The following is a 24,388-nucleotide window of genomic DNA, read 5'->3' as shown; positions in this document are numbered from 1 at the left end:
CGTTAAGTGTATATCATGCACCACATGACCCTCCCACCTTCCTCCAGGAAGGTCCTGCTGATCCTGGGGGACGGGGGTGCGATGACGCACAAGGATCTGGTACGGACCTCCAGCCTTGCGCCCAGAACGGTCAGGTATGCGCTGAAAAAACTGAAGGAGAACGACCTCATCATCGAGAAGTTCAACTTCAAGGATGCACGCCAGATCATCTATCTGTGCAAGCCCGGGCAGGCCGTCGAGGCAGCCTGAACCAGAAGGAGCCTTTCTTTTTCGGGGCCAGAACCCTTTCGTCACCGCCGGATCTTTCGCACCGCATAGAGCAGGGCGAACGCCAGCACGATCAGAGCGGCGCAGACGAGACGCACATCGGCCCCATTACCACCCTCGCCGCCGGCGCTCCAGTCGGCTTCGAATGCCGCCGCAAAGTAACGAGCCGCATCCGGGTGGACGACGATCACGCCGGCCTCCCTGTTGAAGTCGGGGGAGTTGTCGTTCCAGTTGATGCTCGAGATGAGCACGCTGCTGTTGTCCACGACCACCCCTTTCGTGTGGACCTTCTCCAGGTTGGCGGCGGCGAGGTCGATGCACCGCGCCTCGAGGGGCAGGGACTCTGAACGGGCGAGGGCGTTGATCCATGCCGCCTGCTCGTCGTTGTCGTTCTCTCCCTCGACATTGAACCAGGAGGAGTCCAGGACCACCTGCACCGCCACCCCCCGGCGCGATGCGTTGATCGCCTCCGCGAGGAAACGGTTCGGCCCCCCGCCGGTGCTGTTCGTGATATAGGCCTGCTCGATGAGGAGGCGCTCCTCTGCACCGGCGATGAGGGCGAGGACGAGATCGCTCGTCTCGGGGGAGAGCACCGGCGTCACCGCCGCCCCTTCCACGGTGAGGGGTGCGAAGACCGGATCGTATGCGCTCCTCCCGGTTTCGGCGGGCGCACCCCCTGACGGCGCCGGCCCGATGTCGCCGCCGGTGCTGTCCGTTTCATAGACCTCTAAGAAGTAGCCGGCGACGCCGGCGTCCTGCACCCAGGCGCCCCAGCCGCGGTTGCCCTTCAGCCCGGTCTCCGGGACCCCGCTCTCCTTGAAGTTCTCCGAGGTGACCAGGACGCTCGCCCCGTCGATCACCAGGTACTTCGCGTGGTCGAAACGGTACCTCGCGTGGGCGTCGCCCTGCGTCGTCATCACCCTGACAGGAACCCCGTTTTCGGTGAGATAGGAGACGACCGCCTTTTCTTCCGCGGAGATCCCCCCGACCGGCCCGCCCTCCAGGAGCAGATCCACCGCAACGCCGCGGCCGGCGGCCTCGACGAGCATCCGGGCGATCCCCGGGTGGGTGAACTCGTAGACGTTTGCGTCGATGCTCTGCCGCGCCGACCCGATCGCCCCGGCGAAGACCTCGTACGAACAGTCAGGGGAGACGAAGAGGGTGACGGCGACGTCCTCATAGGTGACCGGGGCAAAGTCCGACTGCCCGATCATCCTGGGGTGCGGGTCCCATATGCCGGCCCGCAGGAAATGCACCTGCCCCTGGCGCGTCTGGACGTCCTCAGGCCAGCGCACCTCCTGGACGACAGTGCGGCCCGCCATCAGCATCAGGCTGTCGCCGTCGTTTGCCAGCCGCAGGTCGCCGAGGGCAGTCATGTCCGGGACCGCCGGGTCGCTGCCGGCGATCTCGTAATCGGGCGGCAGGCCGTGGACACGGGCATATGCGGCGGCGTCCCGCGCCACCACCACCCGGCCCGACGAGACGGCGCCGGCCGGGAACCGCACGCTTCCCTCGCCGTCGGCGACCGTCACGCCGTCGAGGGGGCCGGCACCCGCCAGCACGAAATACTCGTCAGGATCGCCGGAGAGGTAGGGGTCGGGGCAGAACGCCACGATCTCGAACGCCCCCGCGGGGAGGGCGAGGAGGAGGACGAGGACGAGGAGGAGGGCGCGGGGCATATCTGAGGGGTGCGCCCTCCAGATTTTTATAATGAGCCCGTCCACCCTCACCATGGACGGACCGGTGGTCATCAAGATCGGGGGGAGCCTGACCGACCGCGCCCGGTCGGTCGTGGAGGAGGTCCGCGCTTCCGGCCGCCGGGCGCTCATCGTCCCGGGCGGCGGCGGGTTTGCCGACGGCGTGCGGGCCCTCGACCCCCCGGCGACCGCCGCCCACTGGATGGCCGTCTGCGCGATGGAGGCCTACGGGTGGTACCTCTCCTCCTTCGGGCTTCCGGCGACCGCAGACGTCGCCGTCCCGGCAGGCCCGACGGTCCTCCTCCCCTATACCGCCCTCAGGGCGGCCGATCCCCTCCCGCACTCCTGGGACGTCACCTCAGACACGATCGCCGCATGGGTGGCAGACCGCCTGGACGCCCGCCTCGTCCTGGTCAAGTCGGTGGACACCCTGAGGCGGGACGGGCAGAGGATGCACGACGTCAGGGAGCCTTTTTCCTGCGAGGAAGTCGATCCCTGCCTTCTGCCCTATCTCTTCGACCGCAAAATCCGGGCATGCGTGGTGAACGGCCGGATTCCCGGGAGGGTGTCAGCCCTCCTCGCCGGCGAGGATGTGCCGTGCACCCGTATCGGTACGCGACCTTAATTGCCGATAACGATCAATAATTAATGACTCATAACCGGGGTTTATCCATGGCTATAGAAAAATGCACTTCCTGTAATGCGCCACTCGCGGAAAGCGGCGCGACTAAATTCTCCTGCCCGGCCTGCGGTGCCGAGATCAAGCGCTGCGTCCAGTGCCGGGAACAGAGCAATGTGTACATCTGCGGAAAATGCGGGTTCCAGGGGCCGTAAGAGATGGGTAAAGTCGCAGTCATCCTGAAACTGATGCCCGAATCTGCAGACGTTCCGATCGAGGAACTGGAAAAGAGGGTAAAGGAAACCGTTTCCGGGATCGATGAGATCAGGGCCGAGCCGATCGGTTTCGGGCTCTCGGCACTGAAGGTCGCCGCCGTCATCGAGGACGAGGAAGGCGCCACCGATGCGCTCGAATCCAGACTCGAGGCAGTCGACGGCATTGCAACCGCACAGATCGTCGACGTCAACCGGATGATCTGAGTTCATCCATTTTTTCGAAGATGTTCCGGGTGAGCGCCCGGATCTTCTCGACCGACGCACCGAACGCCGCCAGTTCTGCGTCTTCTATCCTGATAGACACCGGAACGACGCCTTCCCTGTTGATCCTGGCCGGGACGCCGATACAGGTGTCGCCGATATCGTGGACCTCGCTCCTGACGTAGCTGGAGACCGTGAGGATCCGGTTCTCGTTGCCGATGATCGTCTGGACAAGCGTTGCGATCGCATCGCCCGGGCCGTAAACGGTCGCCCCGCTGTTTTTGATGATGAAGCTCCCGCTGTTTTTGACCCGGTCCACCATCTCGTCCATCGGCAGGTCTGAAAACGCCGGGAGGTTCGAGATCCTGATCCCGCCGATGGTCGTCGCAGACCAGAGGGGGACCATGCTCTCGCCGTGCTCGCCGATGATGCGGGTGTGCACTTCGCTCACGTGGACCTGGAAATATCTGGCGATCAGCACCTTCAGCCGCATCGAGTCGAGGTGCGTGCCGAGGCCGAAGACCTGCCGCGGCTCCATCCCGGAATACCGCAGGGCGACGGCGGTCATGACGTCCACCGGGTTCGTGATCATCAGGATGATCGCGTCTGGAGCGTATTTTCCGATCTGTTCTGCGATCGGGGCGATGATCCGGGCATTTTCGAGGGCGAGGTCGGTTCTGTCCTGCCCCTCCTTTCTCGGAACGCCGGAGGTGACGACGATCACATCTGAACCTGCATAATCGGCCGGCGAGGTGCTCCAGGTGATCTTCGTGCCGGTTCCCCGCGCCGCACAGGAGTCGGTGAGGTCGTGGGAGAGAGCCATAAGAGAATTTTCCCGGCCAGGGCGCCCCGCAAGCATCACTTCATCGACATGCGGAATGCCGGAGATGGCATGGGACGCAAAAGAGCCAAGTCTTCCCGTGGCTCCGATAATCGTAACTTTAGACATAGAAATCAGTCATTGGGGACGGGTCTTCGGTCGACAGCACGTGCCTGCATTTGCCAGGACATCCCTTCTCCACCCCGCACCCCCATGGGCGCCAAACGTCCACGGTAAGTCTGCTCCCTTCCGGGCCTGAACCGGTTTCCGCGGTGCCAGGTCTCCGCCCCCTACGAGGCATCGATCCCTGTACGTCGACCTCATGGGACAAGGCTTCTCAGTCAGGACGCACAAGACGCCTGCAGATCGCCAGAGCCTTCCTCAGACTTCGCCCTCCGCATACCGGCGATTTCGGGTTACAGGTGACGCCGAACCACCCGGGCTAGTCCCCATATATGATGAGGCTCACGGGATAAATGCCTTCCCTCCCCCGCTCTTCCGCCACTGCGCAAGCGCCGCATCGCAGGCCGCCCGGTCTTCTTTGCCGAAGAGGTCGAGTGCCGCAAGGCTCCGGTCGATCCCGGGGACCAGGGGGGGCAGGCGGGTGAAGTCGCCCTGGCAGACGATGAGGCGCTGGTCGCCTTCGGCCCCGGCGACGACGACGGGGTCGGATCGCGATACCGGGAGGTCGCGGGGCGGCAGGGAGACGCTTGCGACCAGGAGAGCGTCGCGGTTTACGGCGATGTTGAAGGCGGTCCAGAAGGCCGCCGGGCCGTAGGCGTCGTTGAAGACGACGACCGGCGTCCCGGCAAGGGCGGCCGCAAGCCCGAGGGTGCCGGCGCCGCAGCAGGCGTCGATGAAGAGGCGAGGCGCGTGCCGATCGATCTCCCGCTCGACCGAGCGGATCTTCGGGTTGAACGGCCTGGGGAACTCGATGTGCATCCGGGAGAGTTCCTTGTAGACGACGATATCGCCGTAGGACGTTGAGAAGACATTCGCCTGGACGTCGCATCCGGCAAGGAGGGCGTGAGCGGCGGCGCCGCCGTCCGGGCCGATGCCCGGGGTGGCCGGCACGGTGCGCACCACGCCCTGCACGGCCGGCACTTCTTCGACGATCCGCTCTGCGGCGGCCCTGTCGGGGTGGGGGCTGAGGAGGACGAGGGAGTCTTCGGGGAGATGCGGCGGGGCGGCCATCGCGAAGCCCGGGTTCGTGACCGGGACGCCGGCCGCCCGCAGGGGTTCGGTGCCGGCCAGGGTGCCCTCGTCCAGGAGGATCAGGTATATGGCGGCGAAGACGTCGTCGATGAACTGCCGCCCGCAGGCGCAGGGCCCGCGGGGCTCAAAGCCCGGCGGCAGGGGGGCGGCCTTGTCGAGGTTTGTCCCGCGACAGGCGTCGCAGGGGGCGAAGACGTCGGGGAGGGAGGCGAGGAGAGGGCCAGCCTCGCCGATATGGTCTCTCCCGCAGACCGGACAGTGCATGAAGAGAGATCAGAAGAGAGGGGGGATAAAAGATGCGGCCTGCCGGGAGGGAGGGGGTCTCTCCCTTTCACCCGACCAGGATATAGTCGTACCTGATCTCCCAGTACGAGGCGCTCAGCCCCTTATAGACCGTGAGCCCGACGTCATAGGTGCCGTTTTCGGTGTAGACGTGAATGGGGTGCTGCTCCTGTGAGGTGCTGTTGTCGCCGAACTGCCAGAACCAGGCGGTGATGTTCTTCACCGTACTTTTGTCGGTGAAGGCGACGGCGAGCGGGGCGGCCCCGCTGGTGACGTTCGCCTCGAAGTCGGCGCTTTCCTCCTCCTCTTCCTCAAGAACGGCGATATAATCGGGTTTGGTCACGGCGTAGGTGGTGTTGGTCCCGTCGGTGACCGTGAGGCCGACCGTGTAGAGGCCTGGCGTTTCATAGACGTACGCGGGGTGCTGATCTTCGGAGGTGCCGCCGTCGCCGAACTCCCACGCCCATGCGGTGATGTTCTCGACGGTGCTCAGATCGGTGAACTGGACGGCGAGAGGTGCGGTCCCGCCGGTGACGTCCGCCTCGAAGTCGGCGCTTTCTTCCTCCTCTTCCTCAAGAACGGCGATATAGTCGGGTCTGGTCACGGCGTAGGTGGCATTGGTCTCGTCGGTGACGGTGAGGCTGACCGTGTAGAGGCCGGGCGTCCCGTAGGTGTAGACAGGGTGCTGCTCCTCGGAGGTGCCGCCATCGCCGAACTCCCACGCCCACGCGGTGATGTTCTCGACGGCGCTCGTGTCGGTGAACGTGACGGTGAGCGGGACATAGCCTTCGGTGAAATCGGCGGTGAAGTTCGCCTCAGGCACGACCGGCGCCGTCACGGTGATGTATCCTTCTTTCACGGCCGTCCAGGTGTATCCCTCGTCGTCGGTGACGGTGAGGGATACGTTGAAGTCGCCGGGCGTATGGTAGGTGAAGAGCGGGGCTTCAAGGGTGGACAGGAAGCCGTTGCCGAAGTCCCACCACCAGGCGGTGATGTTCTCGACGGCGCTCAGATCGGTGAACTGGACGGTGAGCGGGGCGGTGCCGGCGAGGACGTCCGCCTCAAAGTCCGCCCCGGGCTCATCCGGCGGGAACAAGGGCAGATCGATGGCGTGGATGACGCCGTTCGAGCACTCGATATCGGCCACGATCACCGTTGCATCGTTCACCATGAGGGTCTGGTTCGCCTCGTCCCAGGTGATCGCCACGGTCGGCCCGAGCAGCGTCTCGACCTCGTCCAGCGGGATCAGGTCCGCCGCCCGGTAGGTCTCCCCGGCGACATGGTAGAGGAGGATCACGGTGAGGGCGGCGGTGTCGTTGAACATGGGATCGAGGAGTTCAGGCGGAAGGGTGGCGATCGCCTCGTCCGTCGGTGCGAAGACGGTATAGGTGCCGGGGGCGTCGAGCGTGGCGTTGAGGCCGGTGGTGTCAAGGGCGGCGACGAGCATCGTGAAGTTGCCGTCCGCTGCGGCGGTCTCGTAGATGCTCATGCTGTCCTCGACGGTGATATAGTCCTCCCGCACCAGGGTCTCGTCCGCGCCGGCATCGTCGGTGACCGTGAGCGAGACCGTGTAGGTACCGGGCTCCTCATACGTGTAGACCGGGTTCTGCTCCTCAGAAGTGGCGTTGTCGACGCCGAAGTCCCACCACCAGGCGGTGATGTTCTCGATCCCGCTCGTGTCGGTGAACAGGACGGTAAGCGGCGCAGGCCCCTGTGTGGGTTCGGCGGTGAAGTCCACCCCGTCGCCGGCGAATTCGACCGTCATGTCGATGACATATTTGCTATTGCCGACGATGTAGTCGAATGGATCCCCGGTCCAGTTGCCCGGCGCGTCCATGGGCGCATAGATGAGCCGGATCCACTCGCCGTCGGAGAGGGATTTGAAGGTGGCGTTGTTGGTGATAGACTGTCCTCCGATATCGTAGAACCACCAGATATGGATCTCGCCGTCATCGGCCGGGCCTATCTGGATGTCGTTGACGCGGGAGACCAGGACGCCCCAGCCCACATCCCAGACGCCATAGGTGAAGGTGTCCAGGGCGGAAGCGGCGTCGAGCGCCCCTATCGGGGTGTTGCGGCTGACTTCGAGCGGTATGCCGGTGTTGAGCGGGACGAGGGCAAACGTCCCGTCGGGATCGATCTCCACGGTGCCGCTCCATATGACGGTCACCCCATCGGCTGCGGCCGCCATCGCTGCCGCGGCCGGGTCGTCCGGCGGCGCTGCACCGCCCATATACGCGATCTCATCGGTGGGCTGCGCCCATGCAGGCGCGGCGACGAGCAGCAGGAGGAGCAGAACCGCTCCTGCTGTGATTGTTCGATACATTTTTTATCACCTTCCCATTTCTGGCTGAAATCACGGGAAGGCCGGTGCAGGCCTCGATTGTGTTGTCATCTCAGCACGAACGACCCTCGAACGGGGCGTTCAGGCGGTTCGTTGAAGATTGTCCCCCCTGTTTTCACGGCAATCCCGGTGATCCCCGGCAGAACGATGACGATAAAATATAATAATATTTGCACAGTCAAATTTTAGAGAAGGTTTGGCTGAGATTAAGAGCCACATATGACAAATGCCGACACCAGAGGTTTTTCATCCCACCATCATGCGCTAAAAAAATCAAATTTTTCCAGAGGGGGATGCGATCGCAGGGCCCGGCCCTGGTGCCGAAGAATTATACGTCAGGGCCAGAACACATAGAACCGGGAGGGCCTGGAGGTGGAGACCGAGATCGTCCTGATGTTCCTCGTCATCGCAACAGCCGTCGCCCTCTTCGTCACCGAACGGCTCAGGGTCGACCTGGTCGCCCTCATCGTCCTCCTCATGCTCTTCTGGTTCGGGCTGGTGACCCCGCAGGAGGCGATCTCCGGGTTCGCCAGCAACGCCGTGATCGCCATCATCTCGGTGATGATCCTGGGCGGCGGGATCGAACGCACCGGGGTGACCGGCCACCTGAGCCGGTTCATCGTCGGGATTGCCGGGAAAAACGAAAGGCGGCTTCTGGTAACATTCTCCGCCGTCGTCGGCGGCCTTTCCGCCTTTATCCAGAACATCGGGTCGGTCGCCCTCTTCCATCCCTCGCTGATGAGGATCGCAAAAACAACCAGGATCCCGCCCTCCCGTCTCGTCATGCCGATGGGGTTTGCGGCGATCACCGGCGGCACCCTCACCATGATCGGCTCCGGGGCCCTGATCATCTTGAACGATCTCCTGGTCGCCAGCGGGGAAGAGGCGTTCGGGTTCTTTGCGGTGACGCCGGTTGGCTTTCTCCTCCTCTGCACGGCAATCCTGTATTTCCTCTTTCTGGGGCCATACGTCCTCCCCGTCGGCCACCCTGAGGCTCACCGGCCCGGAAGTCAGGAGGACCTCGTGGACACCTGGCACCTCCCCACCGGGATGCACCACTACTACATCCCGGCCACCAGCCCTCTTGACGGCAGGGAGCGTGAAGATGTGCGCCTGAAGGCCGACTACTCCCTCCACCTCCTCGCCATCACCGAGAAAAATGACGTCTCCTATGCGCCGTGGCGGCACGCCACCCTGCATGCCGGGCAATACCTCACCCTCCTGGGCAGAGAGGAGGACGCAGAACGGTTCGCATCCGACTACTCGCTCCAGCGCAGCCTCTACCAGGAGCGCCTCTCCGCCGAGGTCGGTGGCGTGTACGCCGGTTTCGCAGAGATCGTGGTCAGACCGCACGCCCCGTTCGCCGGCAGAACCCTGCGGGAGATCGCATTCAGGAAGACCTACGGCATCGAGCCCATCATGTTCTCCTCGCGGGGCGCCGAGATGCGCATGGGCTTCGTCGACACCCCGCTCTCGGCCGGCGACGTCATCGTGGTCTTCGGGCCGTGGAAGAACATCCACGCCCTGGCCACCGACCCGAACTTCGTCCTCTCCACCAGGGTCGAGGAGCCCGCGGTGCACAGGGAGAAGGCGCCCGTCGCCCTCCTCTGTTTTGTCGGGGGGATCGCCCTCACCCTGACCGGGATCCCGATATCCATGGGGCTTCTCACCGGGGCGCTCGTCATGATCCTCGCGGGCGTGCTCAGCATCGACGAGGCCTACCGCTCGATCGACTGGAAGACGATCTTCCTGCTCGCAGGCCTCATCCCGCTCGGGACGGCGATGATCAACACCGGGACGGCGGCCCTGATCGCCGGCACCGTGCTCCCGCTCATCGAGGGCACCCATCCCATTCTGCTCTTCATCGGCATCGGCGCACTCACGACCCTGTTCACCCTGCTCATGTCCAACCTCGGCGCGGTGGTCATCCTGGTCCCGATCGCCCTTCTCATCGGCGCCGAAACCGGGATCGACCCCCGCGGCCTCGCCCTGCTCGTCGGGCTCTGCGCCTCCAACTCATTCCTCCTGCCGACGCACCAGGTGAACGCATTCCTCATGTCATCGGGCGGCTACCACACCGCCGACTACCTGAAAGCCGGCAGCATCCTGACCGTTCTCTTTCTCATCGTCGTCTCGGGATGGATTTATATGGTCTTCGTATGATCATCTCGTCCAGAGAAGAGGGGAGTGGATGAGAGAATGGTAATCCAGCAGTTTTTCATACCGGGGATCGCGCACAGCTCGTACCTGATCGGCGCCTCAGGGACATGCGCCATCATCGATCCCGCACGGGACGTCGACCGCTACCTCGAGGCCGCAAAAGACCTCGGGCTTATGATCACGCATATCCTTGAGACGCACCTCCACGCCGATTTCGTCTCCGGCCATATGGACCTGGCGGAGAAGACGGGCGCCCGGATCTATGCGCCGAAGTCCGGGTCATGCTCGTTTGAGCACGAGCCGGGGGGCGACGGGACGCAGTTCTCGGTCGGCGGGATCAGGTTCGATGTCCTGGACACGCCCGGGCACACCCCGGACGGCGTCACCTACGTGGCCACCGACCTCTCCCGCGGCGATGAACCCGTCGCCGTCTTCCCCGGCGACACACTCTTCGTCGGCGACGTCGGTCGGCCCGACCTCTTTCCCGGACAGGCCCGGGACCTTGCAGCACACCTCCATGAAAGCCTGCACACGAAGATCCTCACGCTGCCCGATCACTGCATGCTCTTTCCCGCGCATGGCGCCGGGTCGCTCTGCGGCCGGGCGATGGGTTCGATGCGGTCCTCCACCATCGGCTACGAGCGGCGGTTCAACGGAGCCCTGAAGATCGCCGATCGCGAGGAGTTCATCCGCTCGCTCACCGAGGAGATGCCGCCGGCCCCTGACCATTTCGCCCGGTGCAGCGAGATCAACCGCCGCGGCCCGGCTCTCGTCCGCACCCTCCCGGCGATCAGGCCGATGAAGCCGGCCGAGTTCAGGGAGCGGGCTGCACGGGAGGACACGATCGTCCTTTCGGTCAATGACTATGCCAGCTTCGGGGGGCAGCACGTCCCGGGGAGCTACCACATCGACCTCGGCGGGAACTTCTCCACCTTTGCCGGCTGGGTGCTCCCGCCTGAGAGCGAGATCCTGCTCGTCGCCGACGGCCCGGCACAGGCGGAGGCGGCGGCGATGATGCTCCGCCGCGTGGGGCTTGACCTGACCGTCGGCTACCTCGAGGGCGGGACGCACGCATGGGCGATGGCGGGCTATCCCACCGGCCATGTCCCCCAGGTCTCGCCGGCCGAGGTGCACGGGATGATCGCAGAGGGAGGGGCGGCGCTGGTGGACGTGCGCACGCCCGAGGAGTACGAGGAGGACCATGTGGCCGGTGCGGTCAACATCATGGTGACGGACCTGAGGGAGCGCGCTGCCGGGCTCGACCCGTTGCGGCCGGTCGTCGTGATGTGCAGGACCGGGCACCGGTCGAGCCTGGGGTGCAGCATCCTGAAGCAGAAGGGATTTCTCAACGTCTACAACGCCGCGGGCGGGATCACCGCCTACCGTGCGGCAGGATATACCTGAGGGGGCGGGGATGGACTGGACGCCTTATATCGCCGGCGCCGGGATCGGCGTGCTCTCCTGGCTCGCATTCCTCCTCTCAGACCGCCCGATCGGGTGCTCGACGGCCTATGCCAGGACGAGCGGGATGATCGAGCGGGCCGTCCGCGGGAAGGCGGTGCTGGACCGGGCCTATTACAAACAGTTTGCCCCGAAAGTCGACTGGGAGTGGATGCTCGTGCTCGGGGTGGTGATCGGCGCCGGTGCGACGGCCCTCCTGACGGGAGCGTTCGCCCTCGTCTGGGTCCCCCCGACATTTGAAGCGGCGTTCGGGCCGTCTGTTCCCCTGAGGCTCGCCGTCGCCCTCGCCGGCGGCGTGTTGATGGGGATCGGGTCGCGGTGGGCCGGCGGGTGCACGAGCGGGCACGGGATCTCGGGCACCCTCCAGCTGGCGCTCTCGAGCTGGGTGGCGGTCTTCGTCTTCTTCGCAAGCGGGATCCTCTTTGCCTTCCTGCTCTACGGGGTGGCGCCATGAACGAGGCCCTGCAACGCCTGCGCGGGAACGGGCCGGCGCAGCTCGTCCTCGGGCTGGCGATCGGGGTCGGCTTCGGCGCCTGCCTCCAGATCGCCGGGGTCACACGCTACGACGTGATCTTAGGGCAGCTCCTGCTCACCGATTTCACGGTGGTGAAGGTGATGCTCAGCGCCGTGGCCGTCGGGACGGTCGGGGTCTACCTGATGCGAGGGGCCGGGCTTGCCGATCTCCATATCAAGCCGGGCTCGGTCGGGGCGACGGTGATCGGTGGGGTCATCTTCGGCGCCGGCTTCGCGGTGCTGGGCTACTGCCCGGGAACGGTGGCCGGCGCCGTGGGGTCGGGCGCCCTCGACGCCCTGGTCGGCGGGGTGACCGGGATCCTCATCGGGGCCGGGATCTTCGCGGCGCTCTACCCGCGGCTGGAGGCGTCGGTGCTCGGGGTGGGGGCGCTGCCGACGGCGACGATCCCGGATCTCCTGCGGGTCAATCCGTGGGCGGTGGTGGTGCCGCTGGTGCTGGCGATCGCGGTCGTCCTGTATGGGATTGAACTGGCCGGGCTCTGAGGGGGGTGCCTTTCAGCGTGCGGAGAACGCCCCTGCCAGCGGCTCGATGCACCCGGCAGGGAGGTCGTCCCTGAGAAGCCCGAGGAGGACGCGGTCGTGGCAGCCGCCCCGGGCGTGCCAGTAGCCACGCTGGAGCCCTTCGCGGACGAAGCCGCACTTCTCCATCACCCGCAGCGATGCCGTATTCCCGGCCACGGCGTCGCCGTTCAGCCGGTAGCCGTCGAGGACGGCGAAGGCGACGTAGACCAGAAACCTGCAGGCCAGGGTGCCGTAGCCCTTTCCCCAGTGCGTGTCGTCGATCTGGTAGCCGACGAGATACGACCCCGGACTGAAATCCACCGGGAAGAGGGCGCACTGCCCGACGAACTCCCCGGTCCGGTGCAGTCTCAGGGTGAACACATGGTGGTCCGGCGTCCTGCCCTCCAGGAGCGCCGCCTGCATCCCCTCGATCAGGGGCAGAAAATAGGAGCGGGTGACCTCCACGGCGTTCGGCCCGAAGAACAGCCACCTGCAGACCGATTCTTTCGAGAGCATCCGCGAGATTTCGGGCAGGTCGCCATCGGTGCAGTATGAGAAGATCAGGTCGCCGCCGGTCCATGTGTGCTGCATGAGAGGAGCGTTTGCTCTCACCCTATATGCGGGGTGCGGTGGGATCTCCCTCCATCAGGCGTCCGGACCGATCCAGAAGGGTATGGACAGGAGAAAAAATCTCAATGAAGAGATAAAATGGCGAAAGAAAAACACTACGAGCGAAAGAGGAAGACGTACACGTTCACGCTCCCGGACGAGGCGGCCGAATTTTTGCATGGATCGGTCACGAACGCCTCTCGATGCATAGAATCGCTCATTGTGAGTGCTAAAACATGCACCATGCCCGATAAAAAAGCGATTTTTTCAAAAAAGCATGGGCCCGGAGGGATTCGAACCCACGGCCACCCGGTTATGAGCCGGGCGCTCCACCACTAAGCTACGGGCCCTGAAGGATGCATATACTCATTGCATCTCCTCATAAATACGTTTGGTGGCCCCGGTCTCCATTCAGACCCCGGCATGCCGCCAGGCCCTTCCCCAGGTCAGGGGACGATCGCCGACCCCGGCAGAATCATCCAGACTACCGACCGCTCTCCCGGGATTGTCCGCCACGCTGCCCCACCGGGCGGGCGAACAGGGCGACGAGCACGACCGGGACGGCGAGGAACCCCAGCACGACGGCGGCCGCGGCGAGGGGGAGGGCGACCGCACCGACGACCATGCCGATAACGTATCGGCGGATATGGCCCAGGACGACGGAGGCGATGAGGCCGGAGATGATCGGCAGCATACCGAAGGCTCATCCCCCGGATATTTATAGCCATGCCCCCTCCGCCGCCGCGGGGAAGAGGTGTTATCCCGGCAGCGGACAGATTTCTTACACATAAATCCGGGGAACACTATGGAACAACCCGATGCATCAGACCGTCCGGCCCCTCACGGCACAAGGCCGGATCAGCCGGCCATTGAGAAGATCTTCGAATGGCTCCTCTGGAACTCCAGGTACATCGTCCTCCTGGGCGTGGTCTTCGGCGCCCTCAGCGCCATCGTCCTCTTCCTCGCCGGTTCGATGGAGATATTCGAGATCCTTGTTGAATACACGAAATTTTCCAGCAGCCACCTGACGCACGAGGAGATCCTGATCGGCGTGATCGGCGCCATCGACTTCTACCTGATCGCCCTGGTGCTCCTGATCTTCAGTTTCGGCATCTACGAACTCTTCATCTCAGAGATCGATGTCGCACGCATGGGCGGGGAGTTCGGGGGCATCCTGGAGGTCTCCAGCCTCGACGACCTGAAGAACAAGATCATCAAGGTGATCATCATGGTGCTCATCGTCAGCTTCTTCCAGCGGATCCTCTCGATGGAGTTCACGACCTCGATCGACATGCTGGCGATGGCCGTCTCGATCGGCGTGATCTGCGTCGGCGTCTTCTTTATGGGGAAGAACCACTGATCACCCCTTTTTTTGTCCCGGCCCGGCGAAGGGATCGGGTTCATCCCCGATGCCGACGATTGAGGTGTCGATGAACGCCCCTGACGGACCGGCAGCCGGGAGGCACGGGGTCCACCCGGCATCGCGCGCTTGGCTGCTGGACAACCCCCTTCGCAGACTTCTCCAATCGCCGAAACGGATTGTCGGACGCTATATCAGCCCCGGCGATACCGTGCTCGATATCGGGTGCGGGCCCGGGTTCTTCGCCAGGCCGATGGCCGCCATGGTGGGGGAGGAGGGGTGCGTGATCGCCGCCGACCTCCAGGAAGAGATGCTCGCCATGCTCGCCGAACGGGCCGGGCGGGAAGGGCTCCTCGACCGGATACGTCTCCACCGGACAGAGCCCGGATCCCCGGGTTTCACTGGTCTGGGGCCGGTCGACTTCGCCCTCGCCTTCTACGTCGTCCACGAGGTGCCTGACGGGGAGGGGCTCCTGCGCGAGGTGGCGGTCGCCCTGCGTCCCGGCGGATTGATGCTGCTCGTCGAACCGAAGGATGAGGTGGCGGCGGCGGAGTTTGAGCGCACGGTCAGGGCCGCCGAGGCGGCCGGGCTGACGGTCGCCGGCACGCCCCGAATCCTGCTCAGCAGGACGGCGCTCCTGAAAAAACCGGTTGAACCGGGCCTTTAGAGACCCTGCTTTTTGAGCATCTTCTCGATCGCCCAGCGCCCGCGCCCGAACTCCAGCCCCAGCAGGCGCACCGCCTCCTTCTTCGTCGCCCCCCCGTCGATCAGGCGGCGGTAGCCGGCGCGGAGCGCCTCGATCTCCTCGCCGGTCCAGCGCCTCCCCCGGTTCTGCGGCGGCTCGATCCAGGGCCGCCGCAGATCGGGGAGCAGCCCGCCAGGGACGGCCTCCCCCATCTCGATAATTCTCCGGTCGAAGATCGCGGGCGAGACCTCGAACCCGACGACCCGGCGGTTGAGGCCGACCGCCGTCTTCGCCGTCGAGAACCCGCCCAGGAAGAGGTCGCAGACCAGGTCGCCCTCGCCGCTGCTGTACTGGATCATCTTGACGAGGAGGTCGGGCGGGAGCTCGTTCTTGTTCTTCACCTGGCCGGGCTTGTAGTCGCGGTGGACCGTCCAGACGTCCTCCCGGTCCCCGTAGTTGAGGGAACGCCCGCCTGCGTCCTTCTCGGTCAGCCCATAGCGGGACTCGAGGTTGAACGTCCTCGTTCCGCCGGGCTTCTCGTAGTAGAGGATGTGGTAGTGGGACGAGACGTATTTTCTCCGCGTGTACACCCCGAAGGTGTATTTCCAGACGATGTGGTTGACCTCCTCCAGGGAGGTCTCCCTGAGGGCGTGGAGGATATGGTAGAGGTTCGTGTAGCCGGAGACGATGTAGACAGAGCCGCCGGGCCTGAGGATACGCTCGGCCTGGGCGATCCAGCGCAGGCAGAACTCGCCGTATTCGGCGGCCGGGACCTCGACGTAGCCGTCCACGACATAACCCTCGTCCCGGTTGTAGTGGCGGTGGAGGAGGTCGCCGTCGATCCCGTACGGGGGGTCGGTGACGATCAGGTCCACCGAGCCATCAGGGATATGCGCCGCTGCGCCGGCGATGCAGTCGCCGTTGTAGAAGGTGTTGCCGTTGAGCGTGACGCATCTCATCGCCTGACCCCTGTCATCTCCAGAGGGTCGGACGCCGCCGGAAAAAAAGGTTGCTGAAAAATAGGGAGATAAACTCCATCTCCTGCAGGATGCGGGAGAGATCTACGGAATCACGCCTCACACCAGACGACCTCCCGCTCGACATACGGCCTGAGGTACCGGTCGAGCCCCCCTTCGGTGACGAGATCCACCCGATGCCCGAAGAAGCCCTCAAGATAGAGCGCGAGTTCCATGAAGTTCCAAAAACGTCGTCTCTCCCGGCGCAAACTCGGCCAGAATATCGACGTCGCTCTCCGGACGATCTTCACCGCGGGCAAATGACCCGAAGATCCCGATCCGCGCCACGCCGAACCGCTCCCTGAGGAGGGGGAGCACTTCTTCGAGCCTGGCGACGAAGATGCATTTCTCCTCTCGCTGTACCACCATACGGGTTCTGCTCGCCTCCTGAGCGTACCTGGGGGTGGGGAAGTGATGAAGATTGTCTCTCCGGGAATATCACCTACGCCCCGGGGGGGTGACAAAAACCATGTCTGGAGCAAAAAACCGCGGTGACAAAGGAACGGAACAAAAATGAAAGAACGCCGCCAACAGGACTCGAACCTGTGGCATGCTGGTTAACAGCCAGCCACTCTACCAACTGAGTTATGGCGGCACGGAAGCGTTGTGCCTTAATACCTATCTTGTCGCTCCTATTAAATGTTATGGGAGATGGGCCTTCGCATTCCTTCGAGAAGTGCGATCATGGCGTCGAGATCGTCGTCGAGATGGTCGAGGAAGGCGAGGGCGCGCTCGGTCGCCACCGCCCCCGCGGGCGAGGCCCTGATATAGCCCATCCCTTCGAGCACCCGCAGGGAGTAGCGGACGCGGTGGTACGGCAGCCCCATCACCTCGGCGAGTTTCATGATCCCGATCGGCTGGTGGGCGGCCACCACCCGCAGCACCTCCAGGTGGCGGGCGACCAGGTCAATCTCGGTCTTCAGTTTTTCAAGCATGGTCCTCTTTCTTCTCCGACGGGGTGGCATGGACGTCCAGCCATGCCTTCGTCCGGTAATAGTCCTTCCGGAAATACCAGATCAGGGGGATATCGGCGAGGATGAGCGCCCCCGCGATCGCAGGGCCGTACGGCTGCGGTGCCTTGAAGTAAAGACCTATCGCAAGGGCGACGAAGATGATGATGATGTTCAAGATGATCGTCAATTTCCAGAACTTCAACTTGAAGACCTGTTTATCTGCGTCCTCCATCACTCGTAGTTGCATTTTTGTGATTAAGTACTTGTGGTATCCCCGCAATAGGTACACACAATGGCGGGCTCAGACCGCCGGGAGCGGGTTATGAAAAGACTGGACGATGCGATTTCTGCCGCCGGATGCGCCGCCTACGTGGCCTACGCCTCATCAAAGGACGCGGACTTCAGGTACCTCACGCAGTTCCAGGTCTCCGACCCCCTCCTGTACGTGAAGCGCCTCGGGGAAGAGCCCGGGCTCGTCGTCCCCCAGATGGAGTACGCCCGCGCCGCCGCCGAAGCGACGGCGGTCCCGGTGACCAGGGCAGAGTCGGGCTACCTCGCATACCTGGACGAGGACAAAGAGCCCTGGAAGGCGCTGGCGCACACCGCCGCCGCCCTCGCCGGCGGGCCGGTGCTCGTCCCGGGCACCCTCCCGTACCGCCTCGGCCGCCTCCTCGAAGGCTACGGCGAGGTCGTCGTCGATACCGGCGGGGCAGTCGGGGCGATGCGGGCCGTGAAGACCTCGCACGAACTCGCCGCCATCAGGGCGGCGCAACAGGCGACGGCGGCGGCGATGGACCTCGGTATCGCCATGATCCGCCGCTCCTCCGCACAGGGCGGGGTCCTCCTCCTCGACGGCGAGGTCCTCACCTCAGAGCGAGTGAAGGCGGCGATGCACACCTACCTGATGGGGCAGGGCTGCATCGCCCGCGAGACGATCGTCGCCTGCGGGGAGGAGTCGGCGATGCCCCACCGGCAGGGCGCCGGCCCCCTCAGGCCGGACGAACCGATCGTCATCGACCTCTTCCCGTGCGACGAAGCGACCGGCTACTACGCCGACATGTCCAGGACCGTCGTGAAGGGCGAGCCCTCCCCCGAGATTGCGGATATGCACCGCTCGGTCCTGGAGGCGCAGACCCTCGGCAAATCCCTCATCCGCGCCGGCGTCCCTGGCGCCGACCTCCACGCCGCCGTCGTCAAACACTTCGACGAACAGGGCTACGAGAGCGGGGCGCAGGGGTTCGTCCACAGCCTCGGCCACGGCGTCGGGCTCGAGGTGCACGAAGCCCCATCCCTCTCACCCTCGGGCGGCCCCCTGGCCGCCGGCAACGTCGTCACCGTCGAGCCCGGCCTCTACTACGCCGGGATCGGCGGGGTGCGGATCGAGGACATGGGCGCCGTCACCGCCGGCGGATTTGACTGTTACACCGATTACACCAGAGACCTGATCCTATGAAAGACGAAGAAATAGAGCAGTACCTCGAAGCAGGGCGCATCGCCGCAAGAACCCTGCACGCCGGCGCGGCGATGGTAAAGCCCGGCAGATCGGTGCTCGAGGTCGTGGACGGGATCGAGGCGATGATCCTGGAGACCGGGGCCGAGATCGCCTTCCCCTTAAACCTCTCCTTCAACGAAGACGCCGCCCACGACACCGCCTCGGCCGGCGACGAGCGGACCTTCTCGGCCGGCGACCTGATCAAACTCGACCTCGGCGTCGCCCTCGACGGCCGGATCGCCGACACCGCCCTCTCGGTGGACCTCGGCGGGCACGACGCCCTCGTCGCCGCCTCGGCCGCCGCCCTCGACCGCGCCATCGCCCTGGTGCGCCCGGGCGTCACCGCCGGCGAACTCGGGGGCGCCATCCAGGCCGAGATCGAGGGCCGGGGCTTTCTCCCGGTCGCAAACCTCACCGGCCACGGCCTCGCCCCGTACCAGATCCACACCGCCCCCACGATCCCGAATGTCGGGATCGCCGGCGGCGCCGTCCTCGAAGAGGGGATGGCGATCGCCATCGAGCCCTTCGCCACCACCGGCAGCGGGCGGGTGAGCGACCGGATGCGGACCGAGATCTACCAGCAGATCGCCGTCAAGCCGGTGCGCCTCCCCTCGGCAAAGCGCATCCTCAATCAGATCAGGGAGCGGCGCGGCATGCCCTTCTCCCGCCGCTGGCTCCCGCAGGAGAAGGTCGACCTCGCCCTCTCGACCCTCCTGAAAGGCGGGGTCCTCCACGGCTACCCGGTCCTCCACGACGTGGCTGGCTCCTTCGTCTCCCAGGCCGAGCACACCCTCATCGTCACCGCCGACGGCTGCATCGTGACGACGCACCATGGATAGTATTATCGGAGCAGACCGACAATAGAAGATGTTACATCCATGTCGAGTGCAGAGAGCAGAGACGACGTCATCCGGCTGATGGAGGTCATCCTGACGGCCGAGGTGTTCAACCGCACCCCCCGTCTGGACCTGGACGACCTTACCCCCCGGCACCGGAGCCTCTTCCTCGCAGGGCCCGAGGCATCCGAGGTGAAACGGCCGGTCCTCGTTACCGACGGGTTTCTGAAACGGGTGGGCGTGCAGTCCGACGAGGCCGTAAAAAACCTCCTGAAAAATCCGTTCGTTGAGTTCGATACCTTAAACCTCCAGTACCACGTCACCAACCTCCAGGCGGCGGCCGAATGGTTCGTCGGCCACGGCGGACGGGACCTGGTGGAGAAAAACCCGGCCCTCGCCCACTTTATCGGGGGCTACGACTCGCTCGGGATCGACTATACGAGCGTGCGGGCGAGAAACCCCAGGTTCGCCGATTCGAGGACCGCCCTCGACCAGCGGGTCGCGCAGATCCTCTCCCGGGACGAGGCGCTCAAGGAGGCGATGGACCTGGTGATCATCTCGGCCCCGGCCGAGATCGAGCAGCAGATGGACGGCCTCGTCTGCACCGAGGGCCAGACCGGGATGATCGCACGGATCAGGACGGCGATCGAGAACCGCGACTTCCTCAGGGAGCACAACATCTCCGAGGTCGGCAAACTCCTCTTCGTCGGCCCGCCCGGCACAGGAAAGACCTCGCTGGCCCTCGCCCTCGCCAATGACCTCGGCATGCCCCTCCTCGAGGTCCGCCTCTCGATGGTCACCTCGCAGTACCTCGGCGAGACCTCCAAGAACATCGACCGGATCTTCGACCTGGCAAAGAATCTCTCCCCGTGCGTCCTCTTCATCGACGAGTTCGATTTCGTGGCAAAAAGCCGGGTCTCAGACGACCACGGGGCGATGAAGCGCGCCGTGAACATGCTCCTCAAGAACATCGACAAGATCAGCCTGATCAAAAACGGCGTCCTCCTGATCGGGGCGACAAACCACCCCCAGCTCCTGGACGAAGCGGCCTGGCGGCGTTTCGACGAGGTCGTCGAGTTCGTCCTCCCTGACGAGGCGATGCGCGAGACGATCCTGAAAAAGTTCGTCCTCTCCCTCGAATGCACGGCCGACCTTGCAGAGGCGGCAGCCCGTTCAGAGGGTTTTTCAGGCGCCGACCTCCGCATGGCCGTCAAGGAGGCGGTGATCTCGGCCTTAATGGACGGCCGAAGGGTCGTCACCCAGGCCGACATCGACGGGGCCCTCGCCTCGGTCGCGAACAGGAGCCTGATCCGCACCTGCTCGTGGGGATAAGATGAAGGTCACCCTCCTCGGCACCGGCGACGCCATCGGGACGCCGAAGATCGGGTGCACCTGCCCGGTCTGCACCGAGGCCCGTCTCGCCGGGCGCCAGCGTCTCAGGTCGGCGACCCTGGTCGAGATCGGGGACAAAAACGTCCTGGTCGATTCGGGCCCTGACCTGCGGGCCCAGCTCATCGCCGCCGGTGCGCCGCAGATCGACGCCGTCATCTGGACCCACGGCCATTACGACCACTTCATGGGATTCGGGGAGTTTTACCGGGTGCAGCGGATCCCGCCGGTCTATGCGGCCGCACCGACCCTCGACTATGCCAGCTCGATCTTCTCTTTTCTCCGCTTCGAGTCTACCGCCGTCAGCCCGTACTGCCCCTTCGACCTCTTCGGCGCCTCGGTCACCCTGGTCCCGGTGAACCACCCGCACATGCCGACCTTCGGCGTCAGGATCGAGCACGAGGGCGCCGTCCTCGCCCTCACCTCGGACACCAACGCCTCCGTCCCGGAGCGGAGCAAAACAGCGCTTTCCGGCGCCGACCTCCTGGTGCTCGACGCCATCGCCCCGCGGGGCTATACGATCACGAAGCACATGAACTACGCCGACGCCGTCGCCCTTGCGGCCGAACTCACGCCGAAGACCTTCCGCTGCACCCATACAAGCCACCTCATGCCCTGGGACACCCCCCACCTCGCCATGGACATGGAGACCTTCGACCTCTGAATCATCCCCGGAAAACGGCGATCACGCCGCCGGAGACGAGGAGCACGCCCCCGAGGACGAGAACGGCCGCCTCGAGCTGGAAGAGGAGAAAAACCGAGAAGAGGATCCCGAGCACCGGGACGAGCGGGACGCCCAGGGCCGCACCCGGCACCAGAAACGGCCTGGGCGTATCGGGCTCCCTGAACCGCAGCACGATCACCACGGCGTTGATCGTCAGGAAGGTGAGGAAGAGGGCGACGTTGGTGGCGTTTGCGACATAGGCGATGTTTCCTGCAAAGAGGAAACCGGCGGAGATCGCACCGGCCGCCGCCACCGCAACCCACGGCGTCCCGAACCGGCCGTGGACGCGCCCGAGCGCCGCCGGGAGCGATCCGGCCGCCGCCATCCCGTATGCGAGGCGCGAGGCGGCGACGAGGAGGAGGAGGGCGGTGTTCGCCGTCGCAAAGAGGGCGACCAGGGTGATCACGGCGAAGGCCTGCTCCCCGAGGACCGCCCCGGCGATCTCGGCGAAGGGGGCGCTCGATGCGGCAAGCCGCTCCCACCCGAGCACCGAGACGGCGCTCACCGTGACGAGCATGTACAGGGCGACGGCGATCGCGAGGGCGAGAAGCACGGCCCTCGGGATCGTCCGTTCCGGGTCTTTTGTCTCTTCGGCGAGTTTTACCATCTCCTCGAAGCCCATGAAGGCGAAAAAAACGAGGGCGGCGCCTTTGAACACGCCTGAAAATCCGTTCGGCATCACGAAATAGTCGACCGAACCGAGGTGGGGCAGACCGATCAGGATCACAAAGACGATCCCCCCGGCCTCGATCAGGGTCATGGCGATCGCAAACAGGGCGGTCTCCCTGATCCCCAGGACGGCCAGGGCAGAGAGCCCGGCGATGAGGAGCAGGGCGGCCGGGACGATCGGCAGGGCGGTGGCCCCGGCGACGTAACCGCCAAAACCCAGCGCCACCGTCGCCGTGGAAAGCACGCCGCTCGCAAGGATCAGCCAGCCGACGACAAAGGCGGCTTTCCGGCCGAACGCCTCCGAGACGTAGGCATACTCCGCGGCCGCACGCGGGAACATCGAGGAAAGTTCGGCGTACGAGAGGGCGGTGCAGGCCGCCATGACGGCGGCGATCCCGAAGGAGAGCCAGACGGCGTTTCCGGCCAGGCCGGTCGCCTCGCCGAGCAGGGCGTAGATCCCGGCCCCGAGGATGATGCCGATACCAGAGACCGTCACCCCGGCAAGCCCGAGCTCCCGCCTGAGCCCTCCCTCCCCTGTCATGAGAAGAGAAACGCCTCCCGGATATATAGGAGTTGACCCGCCCGGCACCGGGGCGTCCCGGGGTCAAACGGGCCACCACGGCCGGGGATTTCCCGACCGATCCCGGTACCCATATCTATATACTCTTCTGCCCACCACCTATCTCTACATGGATATCAAGATCCTTGAGCGCGAAGGGGACAAAGTGCGGATGGTCCTGAAGGGTCAGGGACACACCTTCATGAACGCCCTCACCGAGGAGATCCTCAGTGATCCCGCGGTCGATGTGGCAAAATATGTCATCAAATACCAGTTTTCCGATCCCGAGCTGCTCGTCACGACGAAAGAGGGAAAAGATCCGCTCCTTGTAGTCAGGGAGGCCTGCAGCCGCATCACCGCCCAGTGCGACGACCTCATCGAACAGGTCAGGGCGAAGACGACCGTCTGATATGGGACGGGACGCCGCCGGGTTCGACCTGATCGCGACCCGGATCTTCGCTCCCATCTACCCGGTGATCGCAGAGCGGCTTCTCTCATGGTCGAAGAAACGTGAGGGGATCTGCGTCGACCTCGGCACCGGCCCGGGCCTGCTCGCGATCGCCGTCGCAGGCGCATCGTCGATGACGGTCGCCGCGCTGGACATCGACCCGCAGATGCTCACGTTTGCGGCAGGACACATCAGGGATGCAGGGCTCTCCGGCAGGGTCGCCCCGGCCCTCGCCGACGTCCACCACCTGCCTTTTTCCGACAACACCGTCGACCTCTTCGTCTCGCGCGGTTCGATCTTTTACTGGGACGACCGGGCCCGCGTCTTCTCTGAAGTCCACCGGGCCCTTGCACCGGGCGGTGCCGCCTACCTGGGAGGCAGCTTCGGCACCGCCGCCCTGCGCCAGGAGATCTTCGAGCGGATGCGGACAAAAAACCCGCACTGGGACCGGGACGTCGCCCGACGGAGCGCCCGGATACCCCCAGAAACCATGCTTTGCGACCTCGAAGCCGCCGGGATCCCTCATGCCGGGATCAAAAAAGAGGAAACGGGGTTCTGGGTCGAGATCACAAAACCCGATCTCTAGGCCCGCTCGGTGAAGATGATCGAGCCCGATATCCGGGCGATCTTCACCTTCACCACCTGTCCGGGACGGGCGTTGGTGACGTACATGATATATTTCCCCATCTTCACCACACCGTCGCCGCGCTTGGAGATCGACTCGATCTTGACGTCCAGGATCGATCCCTCTTCAAGCTTCGGGGCCCCGTCGTCTGCCTTGGCGCGGCGCTTTCTCACCGGCCTGTGCCCGCCGCATGCGTCGCAGCGGAGGATCAGCACCCGGTCGTCCTTCACGAGGCGGGTGTCAGGCCGTCCGCACTCAGAGCAGATCACATAATCCTCGACGTATTTCTTGACCACCGCCGTGATCACCGACGGCTCGAACTTGCCGTTGAAGACGGCGCGGTTCCCCTCGACTTTTCCGGCCGTCCCCAGTTCGCCGAGGAGGAACTTCATCAGGTGATCGGGCTCGCGCCTGATGTACTCCGCAATCTCGGTGAAGTTTTCGAGGACCGTCGTCTTGCCCTCCTGATAGATCTTCCCCTCGGGGATATGGAAACGTTCGGCGGAGTCGCTGATCTCGGTGATATTGGAATATGCTTTTTTCAGCAACTCTTCGTAAGGATCTGCCATGATATATACTATGGTGGGGATCGGATAAAAGGAATATGTGCCCCTCCGGGGAGTGAGATGAATATAAAGGCGCGCGAA

Annotated in this window: 29 protein-coding genes, 2 tRNA genes and 1 other RNA gene; 16 read left to right on the top strand and 16 right to left on the bottom strand. The window is 64.6% G+C overall.

All coding sequences use genetic code 11. The features are described 5' to 3' along the window. Window positions 1-15: 15 nt before the first annotated feature. Window positions 16-249, top strand: coding sequence for a winged helix-turn-helix domain-containing protein (locus tag METLI_RS01380; RefSeq protein WP_004037333.1), 234 nt, complete (start codon window positions 16-18; stop codon window positions 247-249). Window positions 250-290: 41 nt separating this feature from the next. Here the strand turns inward: METLI_RS01380 and METLI_RS01375 are convergent, their stop codons facing one another. After that, window positions 291-1,946 carry a phospholipase D-like domain-containing protein gene (locus tag METLI_RS01375; protein ID WP_004037331.1) on the bottom strand — a complete coding sequence of 552 codons (1,656 nt, stop codon included), beginning with the start codon at window positions 1,944-1,946 and terminating at the stop codon, window positions 291-293. Window positions 1,947-1,977: 31 nt separating this feature from the next. On the opposite strand from METLI_RS01375, the gene METLI_RS01370 reads away from it, so the two are divergent. Genes METLI_RS01370 through METLI_RS01365 form a run of 3 tightly spaced genes read left to right on the top strand, consistent with a single transcriptional unit; the run spans window position 1,978 to window position 3,062 of the window. Next, window positions 1,978-2,589: an amino acid kinase family protein gene (locus METLI_RS01370; protein ID WP_004037329.1), complete on the top strand. Its 612-nt coding sequence runs from the start codon at window positions 1,978-1,980 to the stop codon at window positions 2,587-2,589. Between the two features lie 23 nt (window positions 2,590-2,612). Then, complete coding sequence (locus METLI_RS12630; RefSeq protein WP_342632904.1) at window positions 2,613-2,798, top strand: zinc finger domain-containing protein; 186 nt, start codon at window positions 2,613-2,615, stop codon at window positions 2,796-2,798. Between the two features lie 3 nt (window positions 2,799-2,801). Continuing rightward, window positions 2,802-3,062, top strand: coding sequence for an elongation factor 1-beta (locus tag METLI_RS01365; RefSeq protein WP_004037325.1), 261 nt, complete (start codon window positions 2,802-2,804; stop codon window positions 3,060-3,062). Here METLI_RS01365 and METLI_RS01360 read toward each other — a convergent pair. The 4 genes from METLI_RS01360 to METLI_RS01350 form a co-directional block, all read right to left on the bottom strand. Next, window positions 3,046-4,008, bottom strand: a complete 963-nt coding sequence (locus METLI_RS01360; protein ID WP_004037324.1) for a malate dehydrogenase — start codon at window positions 4,006-4,008, stop codon at window positions 3,046-3,048. The two genes, METLI_RS01365 and METLI_RS01360, sit on opposite strands and share 17 nt — an antisense overlap. Window positions 4,009-4,020: 12 nt before the next feature. Next, an RNA gene (gene ffs / locus METLI_RS12625) (signal recognition particle sRNA) lies at window positions 4,021-4,332 on the bottom strand. Between the two features lie 12 nt (window positions 4,333-4,344). Continuing rightward, the gene (locus METLI_RS01355) at window positions 4,345-5,358 is read right to left on the bottom strand and encodes a hypothetical protein (protein WP_004037322.1); all 1,014 of its coding nucleotides are present in this window, start codon (window positions 5,356-5,358) and stop codon (window positions 4,345-4,347) included. Window positions 5,359-5,425: 67 nt separating this feature from the next. Further along, the gene (locus METLI_RS01350) at window positions 5,426-7,702 is read right to left on the bottom strand and encodes a PKD domain-containing protein (protein ID WP_004037319.1); all 2,277 of its coding nucleotides are present in this window, start codon (window positions 7,700-7,702) and stop codon (window positions 5,426-5,428) included. A gap of 390 nt (window positions 7,703-8,092) precedes the next feature. Between METLI_RS01350 and METLI_RS01345 the strand changes: the two genes are divergently transcribed. From METLI_RS01345 to METLI_RS01330, 4 genes are read left to right on the top strand one after another with little or no spacing between them, the layout of a single operon-like run. After that, window positions 8,093-9,883, top strand: coding sequence for an SLC13 family permease (locus tag METLI_RS01345; protein WP_004037317.1), 1,791 nt, complete (start codon window positions 8,093-8,095; stop codon window positions 9,881-9,883). A 36-nt stretch (window positions 9,884-9,919) separates the two neighbouring features. Then, window positions 9,920-11,284 (top strand): rhodanese-like domain-containing protein, encoded by a 1,365-nt coding sequence (locus METLI_RS01340; RefSeq protein WP_004037315.1) that lies wholly within the window; start codon window positions 9,920-9,922, stop codon window positions 11,282-11,284. Between the two features lie 10 nt (window positions 11,285-11,294). Continuing rightward, window positions 11,295-11,795, top strand: a complete 501-nt coding sequence (locus METLI_RS01335) for a YeeE/YedE thiosulfate transporter family protein (protein ID WP_004037313.1) — start codon at window positions 11,295-11,297, stop codon at window positions 11,793-11,795. Further along, window positions 11,792-12,358 carry a YeeE/YedE thiosulfate transporter family protein gene (locus METLI_RS01330; RefSeq protein ID WP_004037311.1) on the top strand — a complete coding sequence of 189 codons (567 nt, stop codon included), beginning with the start codon at window positions 11,792-11,794 and terminating at the stop codon, window positions 12,356-12,358. Before METLI_RS01335 ends, METLI_RS01330 begins: the two co-directional genes overlap by 4 nt. A 12-nt stretch (window positions 12,359-12,370) precedes the next feature. Here the strand turns inward: METLI_RS01330 and METLI_RS01325 are convergent, their stop codons facing one another. From METLI_RS01325 to METLI_RS01315, 3 genes are all read right to left on the bottom strand, one after another. Beyond that, the gene (locus METLI_RS01325) at window positions 12,371-12,967 is read right to left on the bottom strand and encodes a GNAT family N-acetyltransferase (RefSeq protein ID WP_004037309.1); all 597 of its coding nucleotides are present in this window, start codon (window positions 12,965-12,967) and stop codon (window positions 12,371-12,373) included. 296 nt (window positions 12,968-13,263) lie between these two features. After that, window positions 13,264-13,335, bottom strand: a tRNA-Ile gene (locus METLI_RS01320). Between the two features lie 134 nt (window positions 13,336-13,469). Continuing rightward, window positions 13,470-13,679, bottom strand: a complete 210-nt coding sequence (locus tag METLI_RS01315; RefSeq protein ID WP_004037307.1) for a hypothetical protein — start codon at window positions 13,677-13,679, stop codon at window positions 13,470-13,472. 111 nt (window positions 13,680-13,790) lie between these two features. Between METLI_RS01315 and METLI_RS01310 the strand changes: the two genes are divergently transcribed. Both METLI_RS01310 and METLI_RS01305 read left to right on the top strand, forming a co-directional pair. After that, entirely contained in the window at window positions 13,791-14,345 is a 555-nt protein-coding gene (locus METLI_RS01310; RefSeq protein WP_004037305.1) for a YqhA family protein, read from the top strand. A 49-nt stretch (window positions 14,346-14,394) separates the two neighbouring features. Further along, the gene (locus METLI_RS01305) at window positions 14,395-15,012 is read left to right on the top strand and encodes a class I SAM-dependent methyltransferase (protein WP_052311143.1); all 618 of its coding nucleotides are present in this window, start codon (window positions 14,395-14,397) and stop codon (window positions 15,010-15,012) included. On the opposite strand, the gene METLI_RS01300 is transcribed toward METLI_RS01305, so the two are convergent. From METLI_RS01300 to METLI_RS01280, 6 genes are all read right to left on the bottom strand, one after another. Continuing rightward, on the bottom strand, window positions 15,009-15,989 hold the full coding sequence (locus METLI_RS01300; RefSeq protein WP_004037301.1) for a DNA-methyltransferase: 981 nt from the start codon (window positions 15,987-15,989) through the stop codon (window positions 15,009-15,011). The two genes, METLI_RS01305 and METLI_RS01300, sit on opposite strands and share 4 nt — an antisense overlap. A gap of 110 nt (window positions 15,990-16,099) precedes the next feature. Further along, the gene (locus METLI_RS13590; protein ID WP_342632903.1) at window positions 16,100-16,222 is read right to left on the bottom strand and encodes a hypothetical protein; all 123 of its coding nucleotides are present in this window, start codon (window positions 16,220-16,222) and stop codon (window positions 16,100-16,102) included. Continuing rightward, window positions 16,200-16,415, bottom strand: a complete 216-nt coding sequence (locus METLI_RS01295) for a nucleotidyltransferase family protein (protein WP_342632902.1) — start codon at window positions 16,413-16,415, stop codon at window positions 16,200-16,202. The genes METLI_RS13590 and METLI_RS01295 overlap by 23 nt, the downstream gene beginning before the upstream one ends. Window positions 16,416-16,568: 153 nt before the next feature. Next, window positions 16,569-16,641, bottom strand: a tRNA-Asn gene (locus tag METLI_RS01290). 40 nt (window positions 16,642-16,681) lie between these two features. Continuing rightward, a complete protein-coding gene (locus tag METLI_RS01285) occupies window positions 16,682-16,981 on the bottom strand; it encodes a hypothetical protein (protein ID WP_004037297.1) in 300 nt (99 codons plus the stop codon). Further along, the gene (locus METLI_RS01280) at window positions 16,974-17,231 is read right to left on the bottom strand and encodes a hypothetical protein (protein WP_004037295.1); all 258 of its coding nucleotides are present in this window, start codon (window positions 17,229-17,231) and stop codon (window positions 16,974-16,976) included. The genes METLI_RS01285 and METLI_RS01280 overlap by 8 nt, the downstream gene beginning before the upstream one ends. A 90-nt stretch (window positions 17,232-17,321) precedes the next feature. Here METLI_RS01280 and METLI_RS01275 point away from each other — a divergent pair, with 90 nt between their 5' ends. From METLI_RS01275 to METLI_RS01260, 4 genes are read left to right on the top strand one after another with little or no spacing between them, the layout of a single operon-like run. Then, the gene (locus tag METLI_RS01275) at window positions 17,322-18,452 is read left to right on the top strand and encodes a M24 family metallopeptidase (RefSeq protein ID WP_004037293.1); all 1,131 of its coding nucleotides are present in this window, start codon (window positions 17,322-17,324) and stop codon (window positions 18,450-18,452) included. Beyond that, window positions 18,449-19,330: a type II methionyl aminopeptidase gene (gene map, locus METLI_RS01270; RefSeq protein WP_004037291.1), complete on the top strand. Its 882-nt coding sequence runs from the start codon at window positions 18,449-18,451 to the stop codon at window positions 19,328-19,330. Before METLI_RS01275 ends, map begins: the two co-directional genes overlap by 4 nt. Window positions 19,331-19,369: 39 nt before the next feature. After that, window positions 19,370-20,659 (top strand): ATP-binding protein, encoded by a 1,290-nt coding sequence (locus tag METLI_RS01265; RefSeq protein ID WP_004037289.1) that lies wholly within the window; start codon window positions 19,370-19,372, stop codon window positions 20,657-20,659. Window position 20,660: 1 nt separating this feature from the next. After that, window positions 20,661-21,380 carry an MBL fold metallo-hydrolase gene (locus METLI_RS01260; RefSeq protein WP_004037287.1) on the top strand — a complete coding sequence of 240 codons (720 nt, stop codon included), beginning with the start codon at window positions 20,661-20,663 and terminating at the stop codon, window positions 21,378-21,380. Window position 21,381: 1 nt separating this feature from the next. On the opposite strand, the gene METLI_RS01255 is transcribed toward METLI_RS01260, so the two are convergent. Then, window positions 21,382-22,650 (bottom strand): APC family permease, encoded by a 1,269-nt coding sequence (locus tag METLI_RS01255; protein ID WP_004037285.1) that lies wholly within the window; start codon window positions 22,648-22,650, stop codon window positions 21,382-21,384. Window positions 22,651-22,798: 148 nt separating this feature from the next. Between METLI_RS01255 and METLI_RS01250 the strand changes: the two genes are divergently transcribed. Next, on the top strand, window positions 22,799-23,077 hold the full coding sequence (locus METLI_RS01250) for a DNA-directed RNA polymerase subunit L (RefSeq protein ID WP_004037284.1): 279 nt from the start codon (window positions 22,799-22,801) through the stop codon (window positions 23,075-23,077). 1 nt (window position 23,078) lies between these two features. After that, the gene (locus METLI_RS01245) at window positions 23,079-23,702 is read left to right on the top strand and encodes a class I SAM-dependent methyltransferase (protein ID WP_004037282.1); all 624 of its coding nucleotides are present in this window, start codon (window positions 23,079-23,081) and stop codon (window positions 23,700-23,702) included. Here the strand turns inward: METLI_RS01245 and METLI_RS01240 are convergent. Then, window positions 23,699-24,310: a translation initiation factor IF-2 subunit beta gene (locus METLI_RS01240; RefSeq protein ID WP_004037280.1), complete on the bottom strand. Its 612-nt coding sequence runs from the start codon at window positions 24,308-24,310 to the stop codon at window positions 23,699-23,701. The genes METLI_RS01245 and METLI_RS01240 overlap by 4 nt on opposite strands. Between the last annotated feature and the right edge of the window lie 78 nt (window positions 24,311-24,388).

The sequence above is a fragment of the Methanofollis liminatans DSM 4140 genome (assembly GCF_000275865.1).
GTDB classification, from domain to species: Archaea; Halobacteriota; Methanomicrobia; order Methanomicrobiales; family Methanofollaceae; genus Methanofollis; species Methanofollis liminatans.
This window is presented reverse-complemented; position numbering and strand designations above follow the sequence as displayed.

What these genes read in the sequence shown, in the direction of transcription:
- METLI_RS01380 (WP_004037333.1), top strand. Translation starts at nt 16, where the DNA reads ATGCACCACATGACCCTCCCACCTTCCTCCAGGAAGGTCCTGCTGATC.
- METLI_RS01375 (WP_004037331.1), bottom strand. Translation starts at nt 1,946, where the DNA reads ATGCCCCGCGCCCTCCTCCTCGTCCTCGTCCTCCTCCTCGCCCTCCCC.
- METLI_RS01370 (WP_004037329.1), top strand. Translation starts at nt 1,978, where the DNA reads ATGAGCCCGTCCACCCTCACCATGGACGGACCGGTGGTCATCAAGATC.
- METLI_RS12630 (WP_342632904.1), top strand. Translation starts at nt 2,613, where the DNA reads ATGACTCATAACCGGGGTTTATCCATGGCTATAGAAAAATGCACTTCC.
- METLI_RS01365 (WP_004037325.1), top strand. Translation starts at nt 2,802, where the DNA reads ATGGGTAAAGTCGCAGTCATCCTGAAACTGATGCCCGAATCTGCAGAC.
- METLI_RS01360 (WP_004037324.1), bottom strand. Translation starts at nt 4,008, where the DNA reads ATGTCTAAAGTTACGATTATCGGAGCCACGGGAAGACTTGGCTCTTTT.
- METLI_RS01355 (WP_004037322.1), bottom strand. Translation starts at nt 5,358, where the DNA reads ATGCACTGTCCGGTCTGCGGGAGAGACCATATCGGCGAGGCTGGCCCT.
- METLI_RS01350 (WP_004037319.1), bottom strand. Translation starts at nt 7,702, where the DNA reads ATGTATCGAACAATCACAGCAGGAGCGGTTCTGCTCCTCCTGCTGCTC.
- METLI_RS01340 (WP_004037315.1), top strand. Translation starts at nt 9,920, where the DNA reads ATGGTAATCCAGCAGTTTTTCATACCGGGGATCGCGCACAGCTCGTAC.
- METLI_RS01335 (WP_004037313.1), top strand. Translation starts at nt 11,295, where the DNA reads ATGGACTGGACGCCTTATATCGCCGGCGCCGGGATCGGCGTGCTCTCC.
- METLI_RS01330 (WP_004037311.1), top strand. Translation starts at nt 11,792, where the DNA reads ATGAACGAGGCCCTGCAACGCCTGCGCGGGAACGGGCCGGCGCAGCTC.
- METLI_RS01325 (WP_004037309.1), bottom strand. Translation starts at nt 12,967, where the DNA reads ATGCAGCACACATGGACCGGCGGCGACCTGATCTTCTCATACTGCACC.
- METLI_RS01315 (WP_004037307.1), bottom strand. Translation starts at nt 13,679, where the DNA reads ATGCTGCCGATCATCTCCGGCCTCATCGCCTCCGTCGTCCTGGGCCAT.
- METLI_RS01310 (WP_004037305.1), top strand. Translation starts at nt 13,791, where the DNA reads ATGGAACAACCCGATGCATCAGACCGTCCGGCCCCTCACGGCACAAGG.
- METLI_RS01305 (WP_052311143.1), top strand. Translation starts at nt 14,395, where the DNA reads ATGCCGACGATTGAGGTGTCGATGAACGCCCCTGACGGACCGGCAGCC.
- METLI_RS01300 (WP_004037301.1), bottom strand. Translation starts at nt 15,989, where the DNA reads ATGAGATGCGTCACGCTCAACGGCAACACCTTCTACAACGGCGACTGC.
- METLI_RS13590 (WP_342632903.1), bottom strand. Translation starts at nt 16,222, where the DNA reads ATGGAACTCGCGCTCTATCTTGAGGGCTTCTTCGGGCATCGGGTGGAT.
- METLI_RS01295 (WP_342632902.1), bottom strand. Translation starts at nt 16,415, where the DNA reads ATGGTGGTACAGCGAGAGGAGAAATGCATCTTCGTCGCCAGGCTCGAA.
- METLI_RS01285 (WP_004037297.1), bottom strand. Translation starts at nt 16,981, where the DNA reads ATGCTTGAAAAACTGAAGACCGAGATTGACCTGGTCGCCCGCCACCTG.
- METLI_RS01280 (WP_004037295.1), bottom strand. Translation starts at nt 17,231, where the DNA reads ATGGAGGACGCAGATAAACAGGTCTTCAAGTTGAAGTTCTGGAAATTG.
- METLI_RS01275 (WP_004037293.1), top strand. Translation starts at nt 17,322, where the DNA reads ATGAAAAGACTGGACGATGCGATTTCTGCCGCCGGATGCGCCGCCTAC.
- map (WP_004037291.1), top strand. Translation starts at nt 18,449, where the DNA reads ATGAAAGACGAAGAAATAGAGCAGTACCTCGAAGCAGGGCGCATCGCC.
- METLI_RS01265 (WP_004037289.1), top strand. Translation starts at nt 19,370, where the DNA reads ATGTCGAGTGCAGAGAGCAGAGACGACGTCATCCGGCTGATGGAGGTC.
- METLI_RS01260 (WP_004037287.1), top strand. Translation starts at nt 20,661, where the DNA reads ATGAAGGTCACCCTCCTCGGCACCGGCGACGCCATCGGGACGCCGAAG.
- METLI_RS01255 (WP_004037285.1), bottom strand. Translation starts at nt 22,650, where the DNA reads ATGACAGGGGAGGGAGGGCTCAGGCGGGAGCTCGGGCTTGCCGGGGTG.
- METLI_RS01250 (WP_004037284.1), top strand. Translation starts at nt 22,799, where the DNA reads ATGGATATCAAGATCCTTGAGCGCGAAGGGGACAAAGTGCGGATGGTC.
- METLI_RS01245 (WP_004037282.1), top strand. Translation starts at nt 23,079, where the DNA reads ATGGGACGGGACGCCGCCGGGTTCGACCTGATCGCGACCCGGATCTTC.
- METLI_RS01240 (WP_004037280.1), bottom strand. Translation starts at nt 24,310, where the DNA reads ATGGCAGATCCTTACGAAGAGTTGCTGAAAAAAGCATATTCCAATATC.